Origin of the sequence: Sorangium sp. So ce128 (assembly GCF_051525245.1) — a bacterium.
In the GTDB taxonomy this organism is placed as follows: domain Bacteria; phylum Myxococcota_A; class Polyangia; order Polyangiales; family Polyangiaceae; genus Sorangium; species Sorangium cellulosum_B.
In genome coordinates this window covers 3,985,837-4,009,301 of the sequence record NZ_CP150313.1, presented here as the reverse complement: position 1 = coordinate 4,009,301, position 23,465 = coordinate 3,985,837, and the positions used below count along the sequence as shown (strand labels likewise).

Sequence of the window (23,465 nt, the reverse complement as noted above, 5' to 3'; positions counted from 1 at the left end):
CTTGATCGACGATTGACGGGACGAGACGTTCACGTTCACGACTGAGCCGTTAACGACCACGACCACGACCACGTTCACGACCACGTTCACGACCACGACCACGACCACGACCGCAGGGGTGGCTGCTGGGGGCTGGCTTGGGGCCCTGAACGCGCATGGTTAACACCTATGCCACGGGGGCCTACCGCGGCTGCCGTGGATGGGGAATCAAGGAGGACCTTCGGCGACGTGGGCCCAGGACGCGGACAGTCAGCGCGCGTCGCGGCCCCGGCGGCCCCCTCAACGGTCCGGACCCATTGTGACCCCCTGGCGACGCCCCTCCCAGCGGACTCGATCCGTTGCGCCCCCCTGGCGACGCCCCTCCCAGCGGACTCGATCCGTTGCGACCCCCCTGGCGGCGCCCCTCCCAGCGGACTCGATCCGTGGCGCCCCCCCCGGCGACGCCCCTCCCAGCGGACTCGATCCGTTGCGACCCCCCTGGCGACGCCCCTCCCGACGGACTCGATCCGTTGCGACCCCCCTGGCGACGCCCCCTTCCAACGGACTCGATCCGTTGCGACCCCCCTGGCGACGCCCCCTTCCAACGGATCCGGTCCGCCGCAACCCCCTGGCGACGCCCCCTCCCAACGGATCCAATCCGTTGCTCCCCCCCGGCGGCACCCCCAGGCCGATGGCAAAGTATCTAGGAGAACACGATCTCGACGAGATCGTCGACGATCTCCCCCTTGTGAGTGACATGCTTGTCGAGGGACATGGCCTCGGCGTGCAGGCGCTGGCCGACAGCCCGCATCGTCACGGCGTCGAGGCCGGCCTCATCGGCGAAGCGAAGCACCGCCCGAAACACCCGATCCCGCGACAGAGCGATGCGCGGGTCGGCCCCACCGCCACGCTCCTGCGCATCCATCCATCCATCGACCGAGCCTTGCGCGGCGTCCGTGGCGAGCGCTCCCGGGAGCTCGACCCAAGCCTGCTGGGTATGCCTCCATAACGCCATGACCCCTCCCTGCTTCGCCGTTGACAAGATTACACAACAAACGCATTGTCTATCGCCTCGTCACACGAAGGCTCACACAACGCCAGCGTGCCTGTCCTTCACCAAGGCTGACGCCGCACCGATCGCCGGCATGACGGCGTTCAAAGGGCTGCACGACGTCGGGGAGAGCCGCGCTGGCGAACGCGTACTCGTAGACGTGCGCGACAAGGTCGTCGTCGCCGTCATCGGCTGACGGCTCGGATTGGAGCGAGAACCATGACCATCAACTCGAAGATCCTGATCACTGCGCTGGGAATGGGAATACTGGGTTGGGCTTCCGTGGCGCGCGCCGAGGCTCCCTCCGCAGCACCCGAGGCGGATCGCGCTCCGAACGAGTTCGCCCCGGCCCTGCGCCGCGGGGAATGGCTCTCGTCTCTGGGGTTGCACGCTTCGCTCGGCCTCGCCTTCGGCGGCGATGAGCTCGCCGAGCTCACGTACTCGGACGGCTCCACGACCGCCGTCCACGCCGGAGAAGGGATCTCCCTCTCCGGTGGACTGACCTGGACGCCTCTCTGGCTCGGAGATCGCGTGGGACTCGGTCTCGGGCTGGACGCCGGGTGGAAGTACAAGAGCACCCTCGTCGACGCCGATGGCTCGATCAAGCTGGAGCGCATCCCATTGATGGCCTCCGTCCGAAGCCTGGTGGCAGTCGACAGCTCGTGGCACGGCGTCCTGGCCGCGGGCGGGATCCTGGAGATCAACCCGCGCCTCTATGGCGACGGCGTCCTCGGCGGCGCCGATGCTCGGTTCGACGACGCCCTGGGCGGCATGCTGGAGCTGGGCGTTCTGTGGGGTCGTCCGAAGGGCTTCGGGTTCGAGATGACCGGGCGCTGGACAATCCTGAGCTACGAGTACATGGGCGAGAGCAGCAACGCCAGCAGCGGGTCCGTCAACCTGACGGTCCACTTCTTCCTCTGAAGAGGAGAGGAAAGCGCCGAGCCCGGATTCGACCGGTTCAGGGCTCCCCGGGGCGCCCCTTCGACCGGCGCTCGATCTCATCCGCGGTCGATTCCAGCGCCGCACGCAGATCGAGCACCGCCCGCTCCAGCTCCTCGACGCGCCGGCGGCTCACCGCGAGCTCCGCTGTAAGCGTCGCCTCCGCCTGCCGTGCGAGCCGATAGGCCACGAGCTGCGGGCGATTCAATCGCAGGCGCTGGACGAAGAACTCGCCTGCGGGGGTGAGGCCAACGAGATGTCCGTCGTCGCTCTCGTGCAGGTGCTGCGCCAGATTATCTCGCCCGGGATGAAGCAGGCGGACATAAGGAGGATCCTGCTCGTGCCAGTAGGCGCCCTTGTGTTCGTTGCACCTGGCACAGCAGTAGACGAGGTTCGCCACGTCATCGGTGCCTCCATGCGCGCGCGGGCGATGGTGGTCGACCGTCAGCGTGGCCCCGACCGCATCCTCGTGCACCCCGCAGTAGGCGCAGCGCGCTCGAAAGCCCTCCCGGACCAGCGCGCGTAACTCATCGGCCACGCGACTACGCCTTCAGCGGGCCGGGGCGAGATCGTGCCCCATGAGGCGCCGGTAGTCCTCCGCCAAGGCCGCGTTCTTCTCCCGCAGCTTCTGGAGGTAGGTGGTGGCATCTGCCAGGAGCCCTTCCTGCTCGGCCACGATGCGCGCCAGGGCGTCAGCCTGGGATTCGAGCTGTGCCTTCTGCGCCGCGAGGTGCTCCGCGCGTGCCGCTGCCAGCTCCATCGCCGGGCGCAGGGCGTCGGCCTCTTCCGCGTCGAGATCCTCGAACAGACGAGAGAGCTCCGCGCGCTCGGGGTCCGTCAACGTCCCGCGCGCCTCGGCCGCGCGGAGCGCCTGGAAACGCCGGCTCTTCTCGTCGTTCCACCGCACCCCAGGAGAATGCCACGCCGAGGACGGCGCGCCAACCTGGCTAGTTCCGCCCGGCCCGCGCCCCTCAGCGCTCCTTGTCCTTCTTGCCGCTCCCCTTCTCGCTCTTCTTCTTGGCGTCGTCGCCCTTCTTCTTCTCGTGCTTCTCGCTCTTCTCGGGCTTCGACTTCGACGCCACCTTCTTCGACTCGCCGCGGCCGAGCGCGATCTCCAGGCGATCGCCGCGCGCCTTCGCCTTGTAGGCGGGCACGCCGTCCTTGAACTGCAGGGTGACCTCCGCGCCGTGCGCGGTGTTGACCACGCGCACCGACGCGATGCGCTTGTCCTTGCGGGCGAGGCCGCTGCCCGACGACAGCGCCCGCCGATCGGGCAGCGATACCGTGAAGCCCATCGCGCCGGCCGCGCCGTTCAGCTCCTCGATCGGGCCGTCCATCTTCAGCTTCAGGACGATGGGGTTCCTCACCGACCCCTGCCCCCACTCCCGCGGCCCCTCCTGGTCGCCGTCGTCCGCCGCTTCCACCTCGTCGTCCTCGCCCGGGCCGCCCGGGACCGCCGCGCCCGGCGCGAGCGCGTCGCCGGCCAGCGCGCTCGGCTCCGCCGGCGGCGTCGGCGGCACAGGCTCCGTCGTCGACAGGGGCGTCGCGCCGAACAGCGGGACGTTCGCGGTGAGCGCGCCGCCCGGCGCTGCAGCGGGCCCCGCGGCCGCCGCGAGGGCAGGCGCGCCGGAGGACGCCGACGCTGGCAGCGCCGGCGCGCCCGCGGCCGACTCGGCCCCGGCCGAGGGCGCGTCGCCGCCCCGCAGGCCCAAGAGGCGCGCCGCCCCGAACACCACGAGCACCGCCGCCAGCCCAAGGAAGCTGCCGACCGCGGCCGCCTTCTTGTTGAAGCGCGGCGGCTCCCCGCCCTCGCCCGCCGCCTCCTCGGGCTCCTCGCGCACCAGCCGGCGCCCGCCGGACTTCAGCGCGCCAGCCGGCGGCGGCGCCGTCTTGCGGCGCGGGCCGCCGTCCTTGCCCGACCCGTCGCCGTCGCCTGCGCGCGCGGCGCGCCGCGCCTTGATCCTCGCCACGAGGCCCGCCATCGCCGTGGCCGCGCGCGCCCCGGCGCCGGCGAGCGCGGGCGCGATCTTGCCCGCCACCGCCTTGCCCGCCATCGCGGCCTTCTCGCCGACCTCACGCAGCCGGCCCGGCTGCGCGTCGGCAGCCGCCTCGGCGCCCGCGTCCTCGGCCGCGCTCCCCGCGGAGGACGGCGCTCCGTCGTCCGCGGAGGGCGGGGCCGCCTCGGCGCCCGCGCGCGCCTCCCGGGCCGAGAGCGCCGGCGACACGTCGCTGTCGTGGTCGTCGTCCGCGTGGGCCGCCGCGCCGCCGCTCGCGCCCGAGGGGGCGCGCTCGCCCCTAGGCTCGGCCGGCGGCGCCGAGGACGGCCGCGCCGTCGCGCGCTCGCCCTGATGATCGCGCGCCGGAACCGTCGGCGCCGTGGAAGGCCGCGCAGCCGCGCGCTCGCTTTGATGATCGCGCGCCGGGACGGTCGGCGCCGACGACGGTCGCCCAGCCGCGCGCTCGCCCTGCGGCGGCGACGACGGCGCCCGCGCGCCGGCGTCGTGGGAAGATCGCGCCGGGGCCGGGGGAAGCGCCTCGGGCGACGAGGGCCGCGGCCGCGGCGCCCTGGCCGCGCGGGGCGCCTCGTAGGCCAGCGTGACAACGAGCTGCGGCACGCTCGTCGCCGGGTCGACCTCGACCCTCACGTGATCGATGTACGCCTCGCGGCGCGTGCCCTGATCGACCTCCTCCAGCTCGAGGGAGCGGCCCACCTTGAGGAACTCCAGGTTGGAGCCGACCTCCAGGTCGTCGAGCCCGCCGCCGCGCACGCGCGCCTTCATGGGCGAGCCCAGACCCTCGATGTGGAGCCGCACGCGGGAGCCCCGCTGCGCGGCCCCGGGCGACGCGGCCGCGGCCTGGACGGCGAGCGCCGGCGCGGGGCCCGCAGCGCCCGCGTCGATCGACGAGCACATCGCGCGCACCGCCTCCTCCGACCCGGCGTCGAGGCCGGTGAAGCGCAGGCCGAACTCGCCGCCGCGCGCCTGCTCGGCGCGCCAGCAGACCTCGCCCTCGACGACCAGCTCCTTGCCGAGCCCGTCGAACCGGCAGATCAGGGCGTCGCCGACCCGCGGCAGGTACGCCGTGCGCAGGCGCATCCCCTCGGGGGACATGTCGATCGACTCGGCCTCGAAGCCGCCGCCCGACGTCTCGCCGACCGCGACGAGCGCCTCGACGCGGACCCGCTGCCCGGCGCCAGCGCGCCGCTCGCCGCCGCCCTCGCGCTCCCTGTCCAAGGATTCCGGCGCCTTGCGAACGCCCTCTCCCTCTGCGCCTCGACCGTTCATACGCCCATTCCTCCGCCGCGAAGCCGCGTCCGCCGTCGCGGGCCCTCCGCGGTGCAAAGGGCCCATTGGCCGGCAGTACGGCGTAAGCCCCGCGCTGGCCAAGTTTTGGAGGCCCCGGCCACGCGCCACGCGCCACGTGAATACGCGCCGCCGTGATGCGCAGCGTTGCGGCGCGGCGAGCGACGGAGCAACGGGGGCGGAGGCGGTGTGCGATGGGCGGCAGGCGGTGACGGGCGGTGACGGGCGGCGACAGGCGGTGACGGGCGGTGATCGAGCGCTCGCTTCACCTGGCGCTCGGGGGGGCAAACGTGGGAAACTCTCGCGATGGGCAAGGACGAGCCCCCGCAGAACCAGGACACGCCCGCGCCCGCCGCGAATCAGGATGTCGTCTTCATCCATAGCCCCGTCGAGCAGGGGGAAGGCTTCCGGGTCATCCGGAGCCGGGAGGACCGGCTCGAAGTCGGCGAGCTGCGGCCCACCGAGCACGGGCGCCCGCTGAACGGGGAGCTCGTGAAGCTGACGCAGCGGTCCGAGCACGCGCGGCTCTTCGACGTGGAGGTGCTCCTCCCGGCGGCGCGCGAGTCGCCCCGGTCAGGCCCCGCGCAGGTCGCGACCGACGCCTACCGCTCGAACTGGGAGGCGATCTTCGGCCCGCGAGAGGCGAACAAGCTCGCCAACTGAGCGCCCGCGATCGCGGGCCGTCAGCGAGGGGCCATGGCGGCGAGCTGCCGCGCCTGGCCGGTCTTCCGGAGCGCGTACGCGATCCCGCGCTGGAGCGTCCCCTGGACGACGGTCTCGCTCAGGTCGATCCCGAGGCTGACCAGCGTCTGCGACACGTGGCCTCGGATCCCGGTGATCACCGCCTCGGCGCCGAGCAGCCGCAGCGCGGTCGCGGCCCGGACGAGCGTCGCGGCGACGCTGCTGTCCACGCCCTTCACGCCCGTGATGTCCAGGATGACGACCTGCGCCGACGTGTCCGCCACGCCGCGCAGCGCCGTCTCGAGCGCCTCGTCCGCCCGCTCCGCGTCCAGGGTCCCGATGAGCGGCATGACCATGATCCGGTCGGTGATCGGGATGAGCGGCGTCGACAGCTCGGCGAGCCGCTCGCGCTGCACGCGGATGAGGTCCTCCTGGAGGGCGGCGCGCGCCCGCTCGGCGCTCTCCCGCTCGACGAGCTCCGCCTCCAGCTGCACCTTCGCCGCGGAGAGCTCCGCGGTGCGGGCGGCGACGGCCGCCTCGAGCGCGTCGTTGGCCCTGCGGAGCTCGTCGCTCGCCGCCTTGACGCGCGCGTAGAGCAGCGCGTTCTTCACGGCGATGGCGGCCTGCGCGGCGACGAGCTCGAGCACGTCGAGGCGGGCGGGCGAGAACACCTCGGGCGCGGCGTTGTTCTCCAGATAGAGGACGCCCGAGATCTCCCCCTGGCTCACCATGGGCAGCGCGAGCACCGATCGCGGCCTGCGCGCCGCGACGTAGGGGTCGCCGTCGAACCGCCCGTCCTGCGCGGCGTCGGCCACGACGACGGCGCTCCCGGTGCGCATCGCGAGCTCGATCACCCGGGCTGCGGCGGCGCCGCTCTCGCGCACGGGCGTGGACGGGCCGACGCGCACCTCGCCCTCGTCCTCGGCGACGGCCTCCACGCGCGGCCCGCCCTCGTGGTCCAGGATCAGCGCGCCCCGCTGGGCGCCCACGCTCTCGACGGCGAGCCGGAGCAGCCGCGTCATCACGCGGCCGAGGTCGATCTCGCGCGCCACCGCCTGCGCGGCGCGGATGAGCGCCGCCGCGTCGAGCAGCGCCACGCGCCGCGCGACCGTCTCGATCGTCGACGAGGCGACCGAGGTCAGGTTCGACAGGACGCTCGCGGACGCGGGCTGGCCCGCCGCCGCGCGGGGGAGCAGCTCGACGTACGCCTCCTCCATCTGCCGCAGCTTGGCCGTGGCGCCCCAGCGCGCGTAGGCCTGGTAGGCCTCGACGAGGCACGAGCGCGCGAGCCACGGCATGCGCCTCGCCGCGAGGAGCCTGCCGAAGAGCTCGCTGACGAGCGCGCGGTAGCGCACGTACCCCGCCTGCTCCGCCGCGTCGCTCGCCTGCTGGTAGAGCTCGAGGATCGGCTCCAGCGCCTCCCCGGCGACGCGCGCGCGCTCCGCCCGGACGAGCAGCTCCAGGTGCCGGAGCTCGGGGCAGTCCCGCGCGAGGACGGCGAGCTTGTCGTGGCTCGACGCGAGCATCTCGGCCAGCGCGCCGCCCTCTTCCCCGCTCGCCCGAGGGCCGAGCGCCAGGATGGTGAGGCAGGTGTAGAGCGGCAGATCGACGATGCCGATGTACTGGCCCGTCACGGCGCGGGCCCGCTCGTGCGCGCGGCGCGCCACCCGCAGCGCGCCCTCGTAATCGCCGTAGAGGTACGCGAGCGCGAGCTTGTTCGTGTAGTAGAAGCCAGCGACGATCGCGAAGCCCATCCCATCGAGCTTCGGCACGAAGGCGTCCTCGTCGAAGCCGGCGTCGCTCAGCGTGCCGCGGTCCAGCGTGCGCCCCTCGAGGTTCTGGATCACCTGCAGCGCGACGGTCTGGACCGCCGTCGACAGCGCGTCCTTCGTGCGTGAGGTGAAGCGCAGGAACCCGCCGACGTCCTCGCGCACGCGCCGGAGCTCGCCTTCCAGGCTGAGCTTCATCTGGGCGACGATGTTGGAGGCCGCCGACGCGAACATGAAGTCGCCGGTCTCCATCCCGGCGACCCGCGCCCGCTGGAGGACCTCGAGCGCCTCGCGCTGCGGCCTCGAGTGGTTCATGACGACCCCGTAGTTGAAGTCGACCTTCGCCCTGATGGCATCGACCCGGTACCTCTCGTTCAGGGCGACGCCCATCCGCACGATCCTGTAGCCCTCGTGCGGCTGGCCCCAGAACGCGGCCAGGTAGAAGCCGTGGAGCGCGTACGCCACGCTGGCCATCGGCGAGATCCCGTGCCGGAGCGACAGGTTCGCCATCCTGACGGCGAGGAGCTGGGCCAGCGGCAGGTTGACGATATACGCCGAGGGCGAGCCGTAGCCGAGCATCTCCACCACGATCCTGACGCGCGGATCGGCGAGCTCCGGGCCCGCGCCGACGTCCTCGCCCCGCCGGGCGGCGAAGCCGCGCTCGGCCTCGGCGAGCTCCGCGCGGAGCGCGGCGGCGAGCGCCTCGCCCTCGGTGGGCACCTCCATGCCGAAGAGGCGCAGGCCCTGGAGCGCCACCGCGAGCGAGTCCGCCCAGCGGTGCTGCGCGTTGTAGAGGACCATCCGCATGCAGTAAACGCGCGCGCGCTGGACGTCCGAGGTGGCGCGCTCGAGGAGGGCGTCGAAGAGCGCCTCCGCGTCGTCGCAGCGGCCGGTCAGGTACGCGCACTCGGCCTTCGCGGCATGGATGTCGAAGACGTCGAAGGCGAGGCCCGGCTCGCCGGCCCATGGATCCGGGCCGAGCGCGGACGCCGCGGCGCTCAGGTAGCCGAACGCGGCGTCGTACGCGGTCGCCGCCTGCGCGCGCCGCCCCGCGGCCAGGTTGAGCCGCACGAACTCGCCGCGCTCCGCCGGATCCTCGATCGGGGCCGGGGCGAGGTTCAGGTGGCCGACGACGACGAACAGATCCTCGTCGCTCGGGTCCTCGCCGAGGCTCGCCGCGAGCAGCCGGCCGATGCGGTGGTGCAGCCGCTTCCGCTCCGGCTCATCGATGAGCGCGTACGCCGCCTGCTGGACGCGATCGTGCAGGAACCGGTACGAGACGCGGAACGAGGGGTCCTCGAGCAGCCTGCCCGCGACCGCCGCGTCGCCGGCGTGGACGAGGCGGTACTCGGGATCGAGGGGCACGACGAGGCCCGCCCGCAGGGCCTCCCAGAGGGCCGCGGCCACCTCGCCCGGAGGCTGCTCGGCGACGAGCGCGAGCGTCCGGAGGTCGAAGCGGTGGCCCACGCAGGCGGCGAGCCGGAGGGCGCGCTGCGCGCCGGGCGCGAGCCGCCGGATCTTCGCGGCCATCAGCTCGACGACGCCCTCCGCGCCCTCCGCGCTCCGGGCGCGATCGAGGCTCCACGCCCACGCCCCCGCGGCCGGATCGAAGCGCACGATCCCCTCGCCGGCGAGGGCGTGCAGGAGCTGGTGGATGAAGAACGGGTTGCCCGCGGTCCTCTCCAGGATGAGCGCCGCGAAGGCGTCCGTGTCCTCGAGGCGGCAACGCAGGGCGTCGGCGAGGAGCCGGCGGATGTCCTCGATCTCGAGCGGCCCGAGCCACACCTCGGAGGCGGACGCGCCCGCCGCCCGCAGGCCGTCGACGAGCCTCGCCAGCGGGTGGGCGTCGTCGACTTCCTGGTCGCGGTAGGCGCCGATCACGAGCATCCCGCGGACGTCGGGATCGGTCATGAGGAGCTCGAGGAGCTTCAGCGAGGCCGGGTCGGCCCACTGGAGGTCGTCGATGAAGAGCGCGAGGAGGTGCTCCTCCGTGACGGCGCGGACGAAGGTCTGGAACGCCAGGCGGAAGCGGTTCTTCGACTCGTTCGGCCCGAGCGGCTGCACGGCGGGCTGGGGTCCGACGACGCGCTCGAGCTCGGGGATCACGTCGACGACGACCTGCCCGATCGAGCCGAGCGCGGCGCTCAGCCGGGCCTTCCAGCGCGCCACGGACTCCTCGCCCTCCGACAGGATGCGCTCGCACAGCTCGCCGAACGCCCGCGCGATGGCCGCGTAGGGGGTGCGCTGCTTGAGCTGGCCGAACTTCCCCGAGACGAAGTACCCGGGCCGCCGCGCGAGCACCTTGTAGACCTCGCGGACGAGGGCGGACTTGCCGACGCCGGCGTGGCCGGAGATGAGGAACAGCTCGACGGCGCCGGCCGCCGCGCGCTCGCACGCGGCCACGATCGCCTGCGCCTCGGCCTCGCGCCCGTAGAGCTTCTCCGGCAGCCAGAGCCGGCCGCCTGCGTCGCGCTCGCCGAGCGGGAAAGGATCGACGCGGCCGTCGGCCTCGTACCTCCGGAGGCACTCCTCGAGATCGGCGCGCAGCGCCTCGGCGCACGGGTACCGATCCTCGGCGGCCTTGGAGAGGAGCTTCATGACGAGATCGGAGACGACGCGCGGGATCTCGGCCGACGCGGCGTGCGGCGGCGTCGGCGTCCTGGCCAGGTGGCAGTGCACGAGCTCCATGGCGCTCGGCGCGGTGAACGGAGGCGCGCCCGTGAGCAGCTCGTAGAGGGTGACGCCCAGGGAATAGAGGTCCGTCCGGCAGTCGAGGCTGCGGTTCATCCAGCCCGTCTGCTCGGGTGACATGTACGGAAGGGTCCCCTCCGCGGCGCCCGGGTTCTCGGCCCTCGGCGCCTCCTGCGACAGGCGCGTTGCGATCCCGAAGTCGGCGAGCTTGACCACCAGCGGATCGAGGCGGACGAGCAGGTTGTGCGGCTTGACGTCCTTGTGAATGATGCCCGCGTGGTGCAGCGACGCGAGGGCATCCGCGACGTGGATGCCGATCCGCAGGGTCGTGGCCAGGCCGAGCCTCTCGCTCCGCAGGACGATGTCGAGCGACGCGCCGCCGAAGTCCTCCAGGACGAGCACGGGCCCCCCGTCGCTCTCCTCGACGTCGAGGACGCGGAGGACGCCCGGGTGCGCGATCTCGCGCGTGATCACCTGCTCGTGGCGGAGCCTCGCGATCGCGCGCGGCGACGCCCGCCCGGCGCTCGGTCCCTTCAGCACGACGGGCTGCCCGTCCGACGCGCGGCGCGCGCGGCGCACGGTGATCATCGTCCCCTCGTGGAGGATGGCTTCCGCGGCGTAGCCCTGCAGCGGGCTCGCGGATCCGGTGGCATGGACCGCGCCGAGTGTGGTCATGCGTACAGGTTACAACTGATACGGAACCTACCGTGACGGCGTTCGACGTCGCGTCGGAGCCGCTGTGGCCTAGATCAGTAGTCCAGCGCACATCCCATCGATGGTCCTCGTCGTCCCTTGTCTCGAGCTCCGCAGGTGCGCGGGCGTGCCGAATCTTGAGCCGCGGAGGCCTCCCGGGGAACACTGCTGGGCGTGGTCCAACCCCGCCGGTCGACCGTCCCGCCCTTGACAGCGGTCGCGCCCTTCACGCAAAGGCGAGGCGTGCAGGCGCTACCGCTGGCGGCGACCGACGACGAGGCGCTCGCGCGCGCCGCCGCGCAGGGGCACCCGGGCGCCGCGCCCATCCTCTGGCAGCGGTTCGCGCCGCTCGTGCGCCGGATCCTGACGCGCACCCTCGGGCCGGGCGACGAGGTCGACGATCATGTGCAGGACACGTTCCTGCGCTTCTTCCGCGTGGCGAAGGACCTCAGGGACCCTTCGCTGCTCTCGAGCTTCATCGTCGGCATCGCGGTGCGCGTCGCGCGCGCCGAGCTGCGGCGCAGGCGCGTGCGGCGCTGGCTCCAGCTGTCGCCCTCGGGCGAGCTCCCGGACATGGGGTGCGCGCAGCAGGATCCGCAGGGGCGCGCGGCGCTCACGCGGCTCTACCGCATCCTCGACCAGGTCGACGACAGGTCCCGGGCGCTCTTCGTGCTGCGGTTCATCGAGGGGCTCGAGCTCACCGAGATCGCCGCCGCGCTCGGCTGCTCCCTGGCCACGACGAAGCGCCACCTCGCGCGCGCGTCCCACCGGATCCTCACCGCCGCGGAGCGCGATCCCGCGCTCTCGGCCTACCTCACCAAGGCCCCGCAGGACCTCGATCGGCCCGGGACCCTCCCCGCCGACGGAGGAGATCGCGATGAATGAAGCGGAGAAGCTGAGCCGGCTCGCGGACCTCGTGCGGAGCGGCGTCCCCGCGGACGTCGACGCGGCGCACGACGCCGCCGAGCGCGCCCGCTTCGTGGAGGCGGTGAGCCGCGGCGCGGGCCGCGCGGGAGCCCTGGGCCGCGTGGGCTCGTGGCTGCGCGCCTCGCCGCTGTGGAGCGCGCTCTCCGGGCGGCCGCGGTGGAGCTTCGCGCTCGCCGGCGCGGCGGCGCTCGCGCTCGCGCTCGTCACGCTCTGGCCGGCGCGGCCGCTCGACTACGCCGTCGAGGGCGCGCCTTCCGCCGCGGGCCGGTACATCGCCGCGACGGCCGGCGGAGAGGCGCGGCTCCGCTTCACGGACGGCACCTCCGTCGCGCTCTCGCCGGGCAGCGCGATGCGCGTGGTCGACGTCGACGCGGCCGGGGCGCGCATGCTGCTCGAGGACGGCCGCGCGTCGCTGCGCGTCACGCGGCGGCCGAAGGCGCGCTGGTCCGTCGAGGCGGGGCCGTTCGCGGTGCTGGTCACCGGCACGGCGTTCGACGTGTCCTGGAGCCGCGGCGACGGCACGCTGCGCGTCGATCTGCACGAGGGGAGCGTGACCGTGCGCGGGCCGCTCGCGCCCGACGGGCTGCCGCTCCGCGCCGGGCAGCGGCTCGTGGCGCGGATGCGCGAGGGCGACGTGCAGATCTCGAGCGGCGACGCCGCGAGCGCGGCGGACCCGGCGCCGAAGGCGCTGCCGCCCGCGGGCACGGCGGCGCAGCCCCGGGAGGAGAAGACCATCGGACCTGGCGGCGCCGGGGGCGGCGACGCCGGGGCCGTACGGCCGGAGGGCTCGCGGGCAGAGGGGGCGCCCGCGAGTCCTCCGACGGACGGTGCGGGGCCGGCGGCGCCGGCCGGCGCGGCGGCGGCGGCGGCGCCGAGCTGGGCCCAGCGCGTGGCGGCGGGGGATTTCCGGGCGGTCCTGGCCGAGGCGGAGCAGCGCGGCCTCGCGGGGGTGCTCGAGCGGGGCTCGCTGGACGACCTTGTCGCCCTAGGGGACGCGGCGCGGTACGCGCGGCGCGGCGACGTGGCGCAGCGCGCGCTCTCGGCGACGCGCAAGCGGTTCCCGGGGACGAGCCAGGGCAAGGCGGCGGCCTTCCTGCTCGGCCGCCTGATCCACGACGGCGGCTCGCCCGAGGCGGCCGTCGCCTGGTACGACACGTACCTCGCCGAGTCGCCGGGCGGCCCGTTCGCGGCCGAGGCGCTCGGCCGCAAGATGGTGGCGGTCGAGCGCACGGCCGGCCGGGCGGCGGCGCGCCCCATCGCGGAGCTCTACCTGAAGCGCCACCCGCGCGGCGCGCATGAGCCCGTGGCGCGCGATCTCCTCACGCCGTGACGCCCGGCGGGTGACTCACCCGTTCTGGCATCCATCGTTTGATCCGAGCGGGAGAACGTTCGGGTGGTGGGGGGCTTACCCCACCCTGCCGGAACGATGGATCCGTCAGGACGCCACAAGACGCCAAGATTCGGAGACCAGGAGTGCGCTCTGGCGAGGAGGTGTCAATTCGAGCGGCTCAGCGGGTACTTGTAGAAGTTCTGCGCCCACTCGATGGTCCAGATCGTCGGCTCCACGTACACGTTCTTGTCCGCGCCGAGGATCATGCCCCGCTTCATCTTCGCCATCGCCGTCAGGAAGACCTTGCGATCGTCCTCCATGCGCGGCCGCATGACGGTCGACGGGGGATACAGCTCCTTGACCTGAGCCACCGTCGCCGCGTCGTTGATCCACCCGTCGACCCCGTGCTCGCCCTTCGGGAGGCGCGAGCCGCCGGCGTCCAGCCAGTCGCGCAGATCGTTGTTGCCTCGGTTCATGCCGTCGGCATGGCAACCGATGCAGGAGCTGCCGGTGTTCAGGCGGCGGTCCTGGGCGGCGAAGCCCAGCGTGCTGTTGATCTGCGCGTCCGAGGCGGTCTTCTGGAGGCGCGGATCGCGCACGATGTTGACGAACGCGTCGACGCGGCGCTGGTTGATGCCGCCCCAGAGGGAGTACCCCTGAAGGCCGTTCGGCAGATCCCAGATCACCTCCTCCGCCGACTGCTGGAGGCCGTCGGTCCCCGTGTAGTAGCGGCAGTTGATGTAGCTGCCGCCGGCGTAGCTCGGCGCCCCGTCGCACCCCGCCGGCTCCGTGCCGTTCGGCTGAGCCAGCGTCGCGATGAAGCTGTAGTTGCTCGCCGAGCCGCCGGCCCCGCTGATGAACTTGGGGATCGGGTGCGCCCAGAAGGGGAACCGGATCTGGCCCGTCTCGTACGCCTGCTCGATGGTGGTCACGCCGTCGAGCTGCCCGGAGAAGACGTCCCACGTCTTCCAGTAGAACCCGCCGCTCTTCGTCCTGGCCCTGTAGTACATGCGGGAATCGACGGTGATGGCCTGCTTCGTGAGCATGTACTCGTACGACTTGATCCCCGCGTCCTTGATGACGCCGAGCTCGGCCTCGAGATCCTGCGCGTACCAGGGGATCGCCATGATGGCGTTGTAGACGTCCGGGCGTGTCAGCGTGTAGACGAGCTGGCTCGCCTCGATGTAATCCGTCTTGAAGCCGTTGACGTTGGGCGGCAGCACCTGGCTGTCCGTGGCGCCCTCCACGTTGCCGGCGAGGACGCGCCCCCAGACGAGCCTGGCGAAGCTCGGATCCACCTGGACCGTCGAGGTGTATCTGTACCGCTCCCTGAACGTGACGTCGGAGCCGACGGGCTCACCCAGGTAGTTGACCGAGGTCCTCCCGAAGAAGACGTCGTCGTCCGATCCGCCGAAGTGGAGCTTCGTGACCCCCTTGTTGTAGCCCCAGTAGTTGCGGGTATCGAAGCGGTAGACCATGCCCTTGCCGTTGATGTCCACCGGGTTGACGATCGTGGGGGCCCAGCGCGCGGTCGAGTTCAGGGCCTTCGACAGCCCCACGCGGGCCACGTTGAGCTCCTCTGCGCTGACGCCCGCGTTGTGGAGCTCGTGCAGCGAGGCGTACTTGATGAACTCCGCGTCCGCCGCGGCGACGGTGGCCTTGTCCGTCGCGATCCACGCCTTCACCTGGTCCTCGGTGACCTTCTCGCCGGCCGCGACGGGGCGCGGGGTGGCCGGCAGGGTCGGCGCGACGGCGTTCGCCCACGCCGTGACGGCGTTGAGCATCTGCGTGTTCGCGTCTCTGCAGCTCGTTCCGAAGCAGTTGTGCCGGTCGATGCCCATCCGGACCACGAGCTTGGAGTCCGCCGGCTTCTTGAAGTTGACGCGCGTGAGCGCGTACTCGTGGGCCAGCGCCGGATCGACGTCGGAGTGCATGGGCGCCTGGGCCTTGCCCGTCGAGCTGTGGCAGCCAGAGCAGTTGGCGGTCAAGAGCGGGTAGACCGTCGTCTTGAAGGCCTCCAGCGACGCGGCCATGTTGAAGTTCATCTCCTTCGGAAGGCAGACGGCCTCGACGTTCTTGCCGCCCTTCCCGTCCGGGATCTGGCTGTAGCCGAGCGTGCAGCCCGACGCCGGGTTGACCCCCGTATCCGCGTCGCCGCCGCCCGAGCCGCCAGCACCGCCGGAGCCGCCAGCACCGCCCGAACCACCGACGCCGGTGCTCGCGCTGCTTGAGCTGGTCGCGCTGCTGGAGCTGGTCGAGCCGCCAGCGCCGCCGGACCCGCCCGAACCACCGACGCCGGTGCTCGCGCTGCTTGAGCTGCTGCTCGCGCTGCTTGAGCTGCTTGAGCTGCTTGAGCTGCTGCTCGCGCTGCTTGAGCTGCCCCCCACGACCTTGAACGTGAACTTCTGGTTGTCGCCGTTCGCCCAGCTGTACTGCTGGAGGCCGGCGCCTTCCGCCGTCGACCGCCCGATGACGTCGAGCGCCTTGTTGCTGTTTCGGGCCATGATCCGCTGGGCGTTGTTGCCGACGTCCACGAACGAAAATTGCTGGCTCGTGGCGTTGCCGCAGCTGGATTGGACGACGGTGGCACCGTTCGCCGTCGATCCACCGTTGATCCCGAGGCAGAGGCCGCTGTTCACGTTCCGCAGCCGGAAGTATCCACTCCCCGCGGACTCCGCCCGGAACTGCTGTCGCGTGGAGCCGTTGCACGTGGCGATCTGCGCAGCCGCCGAGCTCGCCGTGCTGCCCCCGCGGATCTCGACGCACTTGTTGCTCTGCACGCCGACGAGCGTGTAGGCCGCGTTCGGGTCGATCGTGAGGCTCTCCTCGAGCGCGTCGCCTTGCTCGCTGCCGGTGTCGTCCAGACCAGCGATGCATGAGACGGCGAGAAGGCTCGTCGCGGAGGCAAGCAAGGCGCTCCTTGATGCGAATCTCATGTTGTTCTCCTCTGTCAAGTAAGAAGTACGGTCTATCTACAGCTCGACGCTGCCCTTGCGCTGGTCAGGGGCTCTCGACACGCAATGCGCGATGGAGGCTCCGGAGGGACGGCCGCGGTGGTCATCGGTCATCGCCCCCCAGGGGATCTCGATCACGAGGTGCGGAGCTGGAGGACTCGTTCGACAGGCGGTCAGGCACCGCTAAGAGGATTACTCTTGTCTCGTATCGTGTTGCGAGTCAAGCCAATCATGCGTCCCACCGCGTCATTTGCACGCTCGTTTGCGTGGTCTTTTACGTGTTCGTTCACATGGTCATTCACGTGAGCGTTCACATGATCGAACTCATGATCGTTCGCGCGATCGTCAATAAATCCGCGCAAACACGCACAATTCTGCGCATCTCCGCGCCGGTCTCCCGCCGTCGATCCTCTTCACTTTGCCGCGCATCTGTCCATCTTGTTCAGTTTGTCGGCATTTATGAACGACTATTTACGAAGCCACGAGCACGACAGTCGATGGCCAATGAACTGTGCCGCAATGTCCTACATTGACCGAGACATTTGGCTTCTCTCGCCCTCTTCGCCCGTGCCACTGAACGGGTCGAGTCTCGCCTGAACGAGAGTTGCCGCGGCACCCCTGGATCATCGGATGACCAGGGATTCGCCGTGCGTTGATTCCTGCACAAATCCAGGCAGGTCGCTCCCCCGAGGCGGTACCCGGCGGGGCACGGGGCGGATCGCCAACGGGCCGGGGCAAGGAGAAAGGGTCAGGCGATGGTCAACATTGACAAGTTGAGAACAATTTGTCAAGTTCAGGCCTTGACGGTCTGCGCGCCGATCACAAAGCTCGTCCGGTGCGTGAGCGAGCCACCCTGGCCGAGCGCGCGCTCCACCCGGAGGAGCCCACGCCTCCTCCGGCGACCAGGCCGCGGCATGGTCGCCTTCAAGGTCGTGTTCTGTCTCGCCAGGCACCGCGCCTGGCAGGAGGTCGTCCCCTCATGAACGATTCACGGCGTCGCAAAGGGCTGCGGCTCGAGCGGGCGCGCGCTTCAGCCCAGTTCAAGGACGGCAAGTTCGAGAACCCGTCGGGCGCCGGCCCCACCATGACCAAGGGCTCGACGCTGCCCGTGCTCGGCGAGTTCTTCTTCCGCCGCGGCCGGCGGGAGCCGCCCGCGCCGCTGCCCGTCGTGCGGCCCCACGAGACCTGGACCCGGCAGAGCGACACCGGACTGCGGGTCACCTGGCTCGGCCACAGCACCGTCCTCCTCGAGCTCGATGGCCGCCGGATCCTCACCGATCCGGTGTTCGGCGAGCGCGCCTCGCCGGTCTCCTTTGCCGGCCCGCTGCGCTTCCATCCGGTCCCGGCCGCGCTCGACGAGCTGCCGCCGCTCGACGCGGTCCTGCTCTCCCACGACCACTTCGATCACCTCTGCGCGCCGACGATCGAGGCGCTGGCCCGCACGCGCGTCCCCATCGTCACGCCCCTCGGCGTGGGCGCGCTCCTCGAGGCGCTCGGCGTCGACCCGGCCCGGATCACCGAGCTCGACTGGCACGAGCGCGCGGAGATCGGCGGCGTCCGCTTCACCGCGACGCCCTCTCAGCACTTCTCGGGCCGCGGGCCGACGAGCCGCAACGCGACGCTCTGGGCTTCATGGGTCATCGAGGCGGAGCGGCGCAAGGTCTTCTTCTCCGGCGACACCGGGCTGTTCCCCGGGTTCGAGGACATCGGCAAGCAACACGGCCCCTTCGACCTGGTGATGCTCGAGGTCGGCGCGTACCACCCTGCGTGGGGGACCATCCACCTCGGCCCCGAGAACGCGCTGACCGCGTTCGAGATGCTCGGCGGCGGCACGCTCCTGCCCGTCCACTGGGGCACCTTCAACCTCGCCCTCCACGACTGGGACGAGCCGGCCGAGACGCTGCTCTCCCTGGCCACCGAGCGCGGCGCGCGCGTCGTGACCCCCGGGATCGGCGCCGCGTTCGAGCCCGAGCGCGTCGGGGCGCCGACCCCATGGTGGCGGGCGGTCGCGGGCCCGCGGTGACGGACGGCGGCCAGCCCCGTTCCGCGGGAAGGCCGCGCCGCGCCTCGCGCGGTCACGCCGCCCGGGGCCTCGTCTCGGGCGAGAGCGGCGTGAGCTGCTCGACGGTGTAGGCGTATTCGTAGGTCTTGCGGAACTCGCGCCAGCTCCGGAGCTGCGGCATCCACTCGTCGTCCCGCAGCGCGCTGAGCAGGAGCAGGATGCGCGACTCGGAGGACAGCCGTATCACGGCGTCGCGCGTCTCCTGCATCGCCATGCAGAGCTCGAGATCGGTCGCCGTGCGGATCCCATGCGCCTTCAGCCTCGAAAGGATGCTCGACGGCGCGTTCCGGGCCGGCTCGGCCTCGTCTCGCGCGTGGAGATACAGGATCGCCTGATCCACGAGGTCGACCAGGCGCGGGGCCGGGATGCGCGTGCGCAGGATCAGCTCGATCAGGTTGTGGTGCGCGAGGTTCTCGATGTTCTCGATGCCCTCCTCGAGCAGGCGCGCCTTGTCGTAGAGCGTGATGCCCTCGAGATGGGTCAGCGGGTCGCGGTCCTTCAGGGTCGGGACGAAGAACGTGACCATGCGCGTCTTGAGCAGGTCATGGAGAACGGCGAGCCCGGTGTCCGGGACGATGCCAATGAAGAAGGCGAGCACGAGCAGCTGCCAGGGCGCGTTGTCGATGGGCGCCGCGCCGCCCGAGGGCGAGGCGCCCTCGAACGTCTTGCTCATGACCCAGGCCAGGATCGTGGCGATGATGATGCGCACGGAGATGTGGCTGTACGCCTTGGGCCCGAGATCCGCCCGCACATAGCGGCGGAATACCATGTTGAGCGCGAAGAAATACGTCCCGAGGAACGCGAACGTGAAGGCGGTCCGGTTGGGGATGAACAGGGAGTGAAGCTCGACCGGCTTGTCCCCCAGCGTCTCCGCCACGGACGCCACCGTCGGCAGCGCCGAGATCACCCAGCCGACGGAGAGGAGGAACGTGCTGAGGATGATCGGGACGAAGAACAGCGGACCGCGCCGGGTGTCCAGCGCGTCCTTCATCAGCGGAGAATAGGCCCGCTCCGCCTCGTCGATCGTGCGGAGCGCGGGGTCGAGCCGCAGCACGTCGCGGTGAAACTGCTCCTTCACCACGTTCCGGCGCTGCTCCGCGAACAGAAAGAACAGGAGCGCGGGCAACGTCGCCGCGGCGCCGATGAACAGCGCAAAGAGGAGCAGCAGCGCCATGCTGCGCATCGATAACGTGAAGATCTCGTGAAGGCGCGTCTCGGCCTGCAAGAGGACCGTGGCGGCGGGGATGCCGAACCCCACCAGGCACACCGCCAGCATGCCGATCGCGCGCCAGAACTGGTCGCGCAGCATCAACGCGGTGCTGCGATGGCGATGCCGGGCCCAGCGCTCCAGCGACGGGAACACGGTGAACGCGATCATCCCGACGCCGACCGTGCCGAAGGCCAGGCGGGCCCAGCCGTCCAGGGTGACCATGAACAGCGACGTGAGCCCCCCGAGGACCAGCACCCCCGCGAGTGCGGCGGCGTCGAGGCTCGGCTCCTCGGCGTGGACCGGGGCGCGCTTCTCCACATAACCACGCTCGAGCCAGACGCTCAGATCCAGCCCCTGCGCCGCCGTCTCCGTCGTGCGCACCACGTCGAAAGGCGCCACGACGAGATCGCTGCCATCGCGCCGGATGCAGATCCGGCGAGCCGTCTTGTTGACGAGCTCGATCTCCTCGGCGGGCGGCGCCTGCCGTACGTCCCCTCGCCCGCAGGGCGGCCGCCGCGCCCGCTCTGGCCTGGAAGGAGGCTGCCCTGCCTCCGGCGAGGCCTCCTGATGGCCTGACTGCCCCTGCCGCCCCCCGGTCGTCGGGCTCACGAGCACCAGCGGACCGCCGTCGCGCTTCGAATCCGAGCCGCTGTGTTGGCGCGACGGCAGCTGCTGCAGATCCTCGAGCTTCCCATCTGCCATGGCGTTTCCCCTCGATCGGCGCGGTCGCCCCTGACCCCTGCGGCGGCGACTCGACGACAGGTTGGGGCCCAGTCGAGCTTATGCCCATCGACGCTCCTCCGCGAGAGCGCGCCGCATCGGCGAGGTCTTCCCGGTCGTGGCCCGTCCGGACGGACGCTGCGGGATCCCGTGGCTCGGCTCCTCGGGTACGTCACGGGGCCCCGTGCCCCCTCCCCGCCCGCTCCCCTCCCCTCCCCCTCCCCGTTCGCTGCGATGCGCCTCCACCCCCGGCTGCGATCTGATAGAGCCCTGGCGCGTGCGCTCCCTCACTCTCCTGCTCTGGCTCCTCCTCGCGTCGGCGCCCGCCGCGGCGCGGGCCGACGCGGCGCGGGCCGACGCGGCGCCGCCCGGCGCGCCCTCACGGAAGGCCGAGGCGGCCGCGTCACGGGTGGTGATCGTCGAGGCCGGCGTGGACGACCCGCTCGTGCTCGAGGCGGCGACGCGGCTGCGGGCCGAGCTCGGCGCGGCGGGGTTCGAGGTGGTGCGCGTCATGCGAGCGCCCGAGGGCGATCTGCGCGCAGGGCTGGAGCGCGCCGCGAAGGAGGCAGACGCGTTCGCGGCCGCGACGATCGTCCGCTCGCGGACGGGCGCGACCGCCGACCTCTGGATCGTCGATCGGGTGACGCAGAAGACGGTGGTGCGCGCCGTGGAGGCGGCCGGCGCGGCGGCGCCGTCGGTGATGGCCGTGCGCGCGGTCGAGCTCCTGCAGGCGAGCCTGCTGGAGGCGAGCCTGCAGGAGCCGCACGGGCGCGCCGCGGAGGACGGCGGCGCCGCCGTTCCCGACGACGTGCGGCGGTGGATGGCGCCGGTCCGGCAGCGGGCCGGGATGCCCCCTGCGCCGGAGCGGGCCGGGATGCTCGCGGGCGTGGGCGTGGAGGCCGGCTTCGTGGCGCTCCTGAGCGCAGACGGCGTCGGGCCGGCGCTGGGGCCCGCGCTGCGGCTGTCGTACGGGGTCGGCGCGGACGGCCGCGGCGGCGCGCTGCCCGCGGGGCTCGCGGCGCGGCTGACGTTCGCCGGGCCGACGCTGGGGCCTACGCTCGAGGGCGAGCTCGGCACGGTGTCCGTCCGTCAGGAGATGGCCTTTCTGGAGGCGGTATGGGCGCTGGACACGGGCGGCGCGATCTCGCCTGTGCTCTCGGCCGGCGTGGGCGGAATTCACCTGTTCGTCAGCGGTGATCCCCTGCCGCCGCTGCGGAGCGCGACGGGCGATGTCTGGTCGGTCGCCGCGGCCCTGGGCGGGGGCGCCGGGCTGCGCCTGACCGACCGCGCAACCCTCCTGGTGGATGCACACGCGATCTTCGCCGAGCCCCGCGCCGTCGTGACGCTCGGCGGCGAGCGGCTCGGCACCGCGGGGAGACCGACGTTCGCCGGGTTTCTGGGGCTGCTCGTGCGGCTCTGAGCGGGCCGCGCCCGGGTGGGCCGGCGGGGGGCCGCGAACGCCGGCACAAGGCGGTTTGCCGATGTTGGAGAGGCGCCGATTCCGGTACCGTCTGTGAATCAGTCGATGGCGCGCCCGATGGGGGCACGGCCTCCTGGTTCGGGTGACAGCGATGAGAGTGCGAAGAATTGCGGCGGCTTTGCTCACCACGGTCGCCTTTTCGACGGGATTTCTCGGCTGCTCTGACGATTCCGACGACGGCGCGGGAGGCACATCGACGAGCGACGGCGCGGGCGCCGGCAGCAACGGCGCGGGCGCTGCGGGCCATGGCGGCTCCGGCGACGGCGGCTCCGGCGACGGTGGCTCTGGCGACGGCGGCTCCGACGGCAACGACGGCGGCTCCAGCGCGCAGAGCGGCGCCGGGGGCGGCGACGGCGGCTCCGGCGACGGCGGCTCCGGTGACGGAGGCTCCGGCGAAGGGCGGGGGCTCGGCGCCCGGTGCGAGAAGGACGCGGACTGCGGCCGGCGTGGCCTCTGCTTCACGGAGTCGGGCGACGAGTTCCTCGGCGGAGGCCCGGCGGGCGGGTACTGCACGACCACGTGCACCGGAGACAGCGATTGTGAGGGCGAAGGCAGCGCGTGCTTCGACGGCCTCTGTCTCCTCGGCTGCACCTCGGGCGAGCCCCCGCTCGAGACCATCGTCGACGAGCTCGATCCGACGAAGTGCCGCGGCCGCGAGGAGCTGCGCTGCGAGGACATCGACGATGTGTCCGTGTGCATGCCGAACTGCGGATCGGACAGCCAGTGCGGCGGCCGGGTGTGCGATCCCCGCATGAACTTTTGCGTCGACGAGCCTACGCAAGGGCTGCCGGCAGGCGCCGCGTGCGCGCTCGAAGCCGACGGCACGGATCCCTGCGCGGCGTGGTGCATCGACATCGGCGCCGACGTCGGCGTGTGCGCCGAGCTGTGCGGGATCGGCGGGGACGTCGCCAACGAGGACTGCGGAGGGCTGGAGAACGGCCTCTGCGTGTATCCCCTGGCGGAAGATCCCGGGGTTGGTGACCTCGGTCTGTGCGCGCCCGCGTGCAACAGCCACAGCGACTGCCTGCTGCCGCACGCCTCGTGTGTGTTCCTCGGAGAGGAGACCAACGGATTCTGCCTCTTCGGAGTGACGAAGTGCCCGAAGGGCCAGAGGGCCTGCGCGAACGGCGAGGTCTGCACCGTGACGCCTGAAGGCCGTTTGTGCCTCGACGAGAATTTCCCCCTGGAGGACCCAGGGACAGGTGGTGCGGGTGGTGGTGGCGGCGCCGGTGGAACGGGCGGCGCGGATGGCACCGGTGGCGCCGATGCAACGGGCGGCGCCGATGCCGCGGGTGGCGCAGGCGGCACGGATGCCTCCGGTGGCGCAGGCAGCACGAGTGGCGCGGGCGGCACGGATGGCACCGGCGGCACGGATGCCGCGGGCGGCGCAGGCGGCACGAATGGCGCGGGCGGCACGGATGCCTCGGGTGGCGCAGGCGGCACGAATGGCGCAGGCGGCACGGATGCCTCGGGTGGCGCAGGCGGCATGAATGGCGCAGGCGGCACGGATGCCTCGGGTGGCGCAGGCGGCATGAATGGCGCAGGCGGCACGGATGCCTCGGGTGGCGCAGGCGGCACCAATGGCGCAGGCGGCACCAATGGCGCAGGCGGCACCAATGGCGCAGGCGGCTCCCTCGATGGCTCGTCGGTGTCCGCCGGGGGCGCCGAGTAGCGGGA

The 23,465-nt window shown here is 72.2% G+C and carries 14 protein-coding genes; 7 read left to right on the top strand and 7 right to left on the bottom strand.

Features of this window, described 5'->3' with window-relative positions; genetic code table 11:
- Nucleotides 1-682: 682 nt before the first annotated feature.
- A complete protein-coding gene (locus tag WME82_RS15455; RefSeq protein ID WP_438043463.1) occupies nucleotides 683-904 on the bottom strand; it encodes a hypothetical protein in 222 nt (73 codons plus the stop codon).
- Nucleotides 905-1,249: 345 nt separating this feature from the next.
- Here WME82_RS15455 and WME82_RS15450 point away from each other — a divergent pair, with 345 nt between their 5' ends.
- Nucleotides 1,250-1,951, top strand: coding sequence for a hypothetical protein (locus tag WME82_RS15450; protein ID WP_438043462.1), 702 nt, complete (start codon nucleotides 1,250-1,252; stop codon nucleotides 1,949-1,951).
- Nucleotides 1,952-1,988: 37 nt separating this feature from the next.
- On the opposite strand, the gene WME82_RS15445 is transcribed toward WME82_RS15450, so the two are convergent.
- From WME82_RS15445 to WME82_RS15435, 3 genes are all read right to left on the bottom strand, one after another.
- Nucleotides 1,989-2,507, bottom strand: coding sequence for an HNH endonuclease (locus WME82_RS15445; RefSeq protein WP_438043461.1), 519 nt, complete (start codon nucleotides 2,505-2,507; stop codon nucleotides 1,989-1,991).
- A 12-nt stretch (nucleotides 2,508-2,519) separates the two neighbouring features.
- Nucleotides 2,520-2,876: a hypothetical protein gene (locus WME82_RS15440; RefSeq protein ID WP_437746241.1), complete on the bottom strand. Its 357-nt coding sequence runs from the start codon at nucleotides 2,874-2,876 to the stop codon at nucleotides 2,520-2,522.
- Nucleotides 2,877-2,940: 64 nt separating this feature from the next.
- Nucleotides 2,941-5,253: a PilZ domain-containing protein gene (locus tag WME82_RS15435; RefSeq protein WP_438043460.1), complete on the bottom strand. Its 2,313-nt coding sequence runs from the start codon at nucleotides 5,251-5,253 to the stop codon at nucleotides 2,941-2,943.
- 324 nt (nucleotides 5,254-5,577) lie between these two features.
- Here WME82_RS15435 and WME82_RS15430 point away from each other — a divergent pair, with 324 nt between their 5' ends.
- On the top strand, nucleotides 5,578-5,934 hold the full coding sequence (locus WME82_RS15430; protein WP_438043459.1) for a hypothetical protein: 357 nt from the start codon (nucleotides 5,578-5,580) through the stop codon (nucleotides 5,932-5,934).
- Nucleotides 5,935-5,954: 20 nt separating this feature from the next.
- Here WME82_RS15430 and WME82_RS15425 read toward each other — a convergent pair whose 3' ends face one another.
- A complete protein-coding gene (locus tag WME82_RS15425) occupies nucleotides 5,955-11,087 on the bottom strand; it encodes an AAA family ATPase (protein ID WP_438043458.1) in 5,133 nt (1,710 codons plus the stop codon).
- Between the two features lie 261 nt (nucleotides 11,088-11,348).
- Here WME82_RS15425 and WME82_RS15420 point away from each other — a divergent pair, with 261 nt between their 5' ends.
- The gene (locus tag WME82_RS15420; RefSeq protein ID WP_438043457.1) at nucleotides 11,349-11,990 is read left to right on the top strand and encodes an RNA polymerase sigma factor; all 642 of its coding nucleotides are present in this window, start codon (nucleotides 11,349-11,351) and stop codon (nucleotides 11,988-11,990) included.
- Nucleotides 11,983-13,362 (top strand): FecR domain-containing protein, encoded by a 1,380-nt coding sequence (locus WME82_RS15415; protein WP_438043456.1) that lies wholly within the window; start codon nucleotides 11,983-11,985, stop codon nucleotides 13,360-13,362. Before WME82_RS15420 ends, WME82_RS15415 begins: the two co-directional genes overlap by 8 nt.
- Before the next feature lie 164 nt (nucleotides 13,363-13,526).
- Here the strand turns inward: WME82_RS15415 and WME82_RS15410 are convergent, their stop codons facing one another.
- Nucleotides 13,527-16,298, bottom strand: a complete 2,772-nt coding sequence (locus tag WME82_RS15410; protein ID WP_438043455.1) for an RICIN domain-containing protein — start codon at nucleotides 16,296-16,298, stop codon at nucleotides 13,527-13,529.
- A gap of 997 nt (nucleotides 16,299-17,295) precedes the next feature.
- On the opposite strand from WME82_RS15410, the gene WME82_RS15405 reads away from it, so the two are divergent.
- Nucleotides 17,296-18,339 (top strand): MBL fold metallo-hydrolase, encoded by a 1,044-nt coding sequence (locus WME82_RS15405; protein WP_438043454.1) that lies wholly within the window; start codon nucleotides 17,296-17,298, stop codon nucleotides 18,337-18,339.
- 52 nt (nucleotides 18,340-18,391) lie between these two features.
- On the opposite strand, the gene WME82_RS15400 is transcribed toward WME82_RS15405, so the two are convergent.
- The gene (locus WME82_RS15400; protein WP_438043453.1) at nucleotides 18,392-20,290 is read right to left on the bottom strand and encodes a hypothetical protein; all 1,899 of its coding nucleotides are present in this window, start codon (nucleotides 20,288-20,290) and stop codon (nucleotides 18,392-18,394) included.
- A 295-nt stretch (nucleotides 20,291-20,585) separates the two neighbouring features.
- On the opposite strand from WME82_RS15400, the gene WME82_RS15395 reads away from it, so the two are divergent.
- Entirely contained in the window at nucleotides 20,586-21,728 is a 1,143-nt protein-coding gene (locus WME82_RS15395) for a hypothetical protein (protein ID WP_438043452.1), read from the top strand.
- A gap of 178 nt (nucleotides 21,729-21,906) precedes the next feature.
- Nucleotides 21,907-23,460: a hypothetical protein gene (locus WME82_RS15390; RefSeq protein WP_438043451.1), complete on the top strand. Its 1,554-nt coding sequence runs from the start codon at nucleotides 21,907-21,909 to the stop codon at nucleotides 23,458-23,460.
- Nucleotides 23,461-23,465 lie beyond the last annotated feature (5 nt).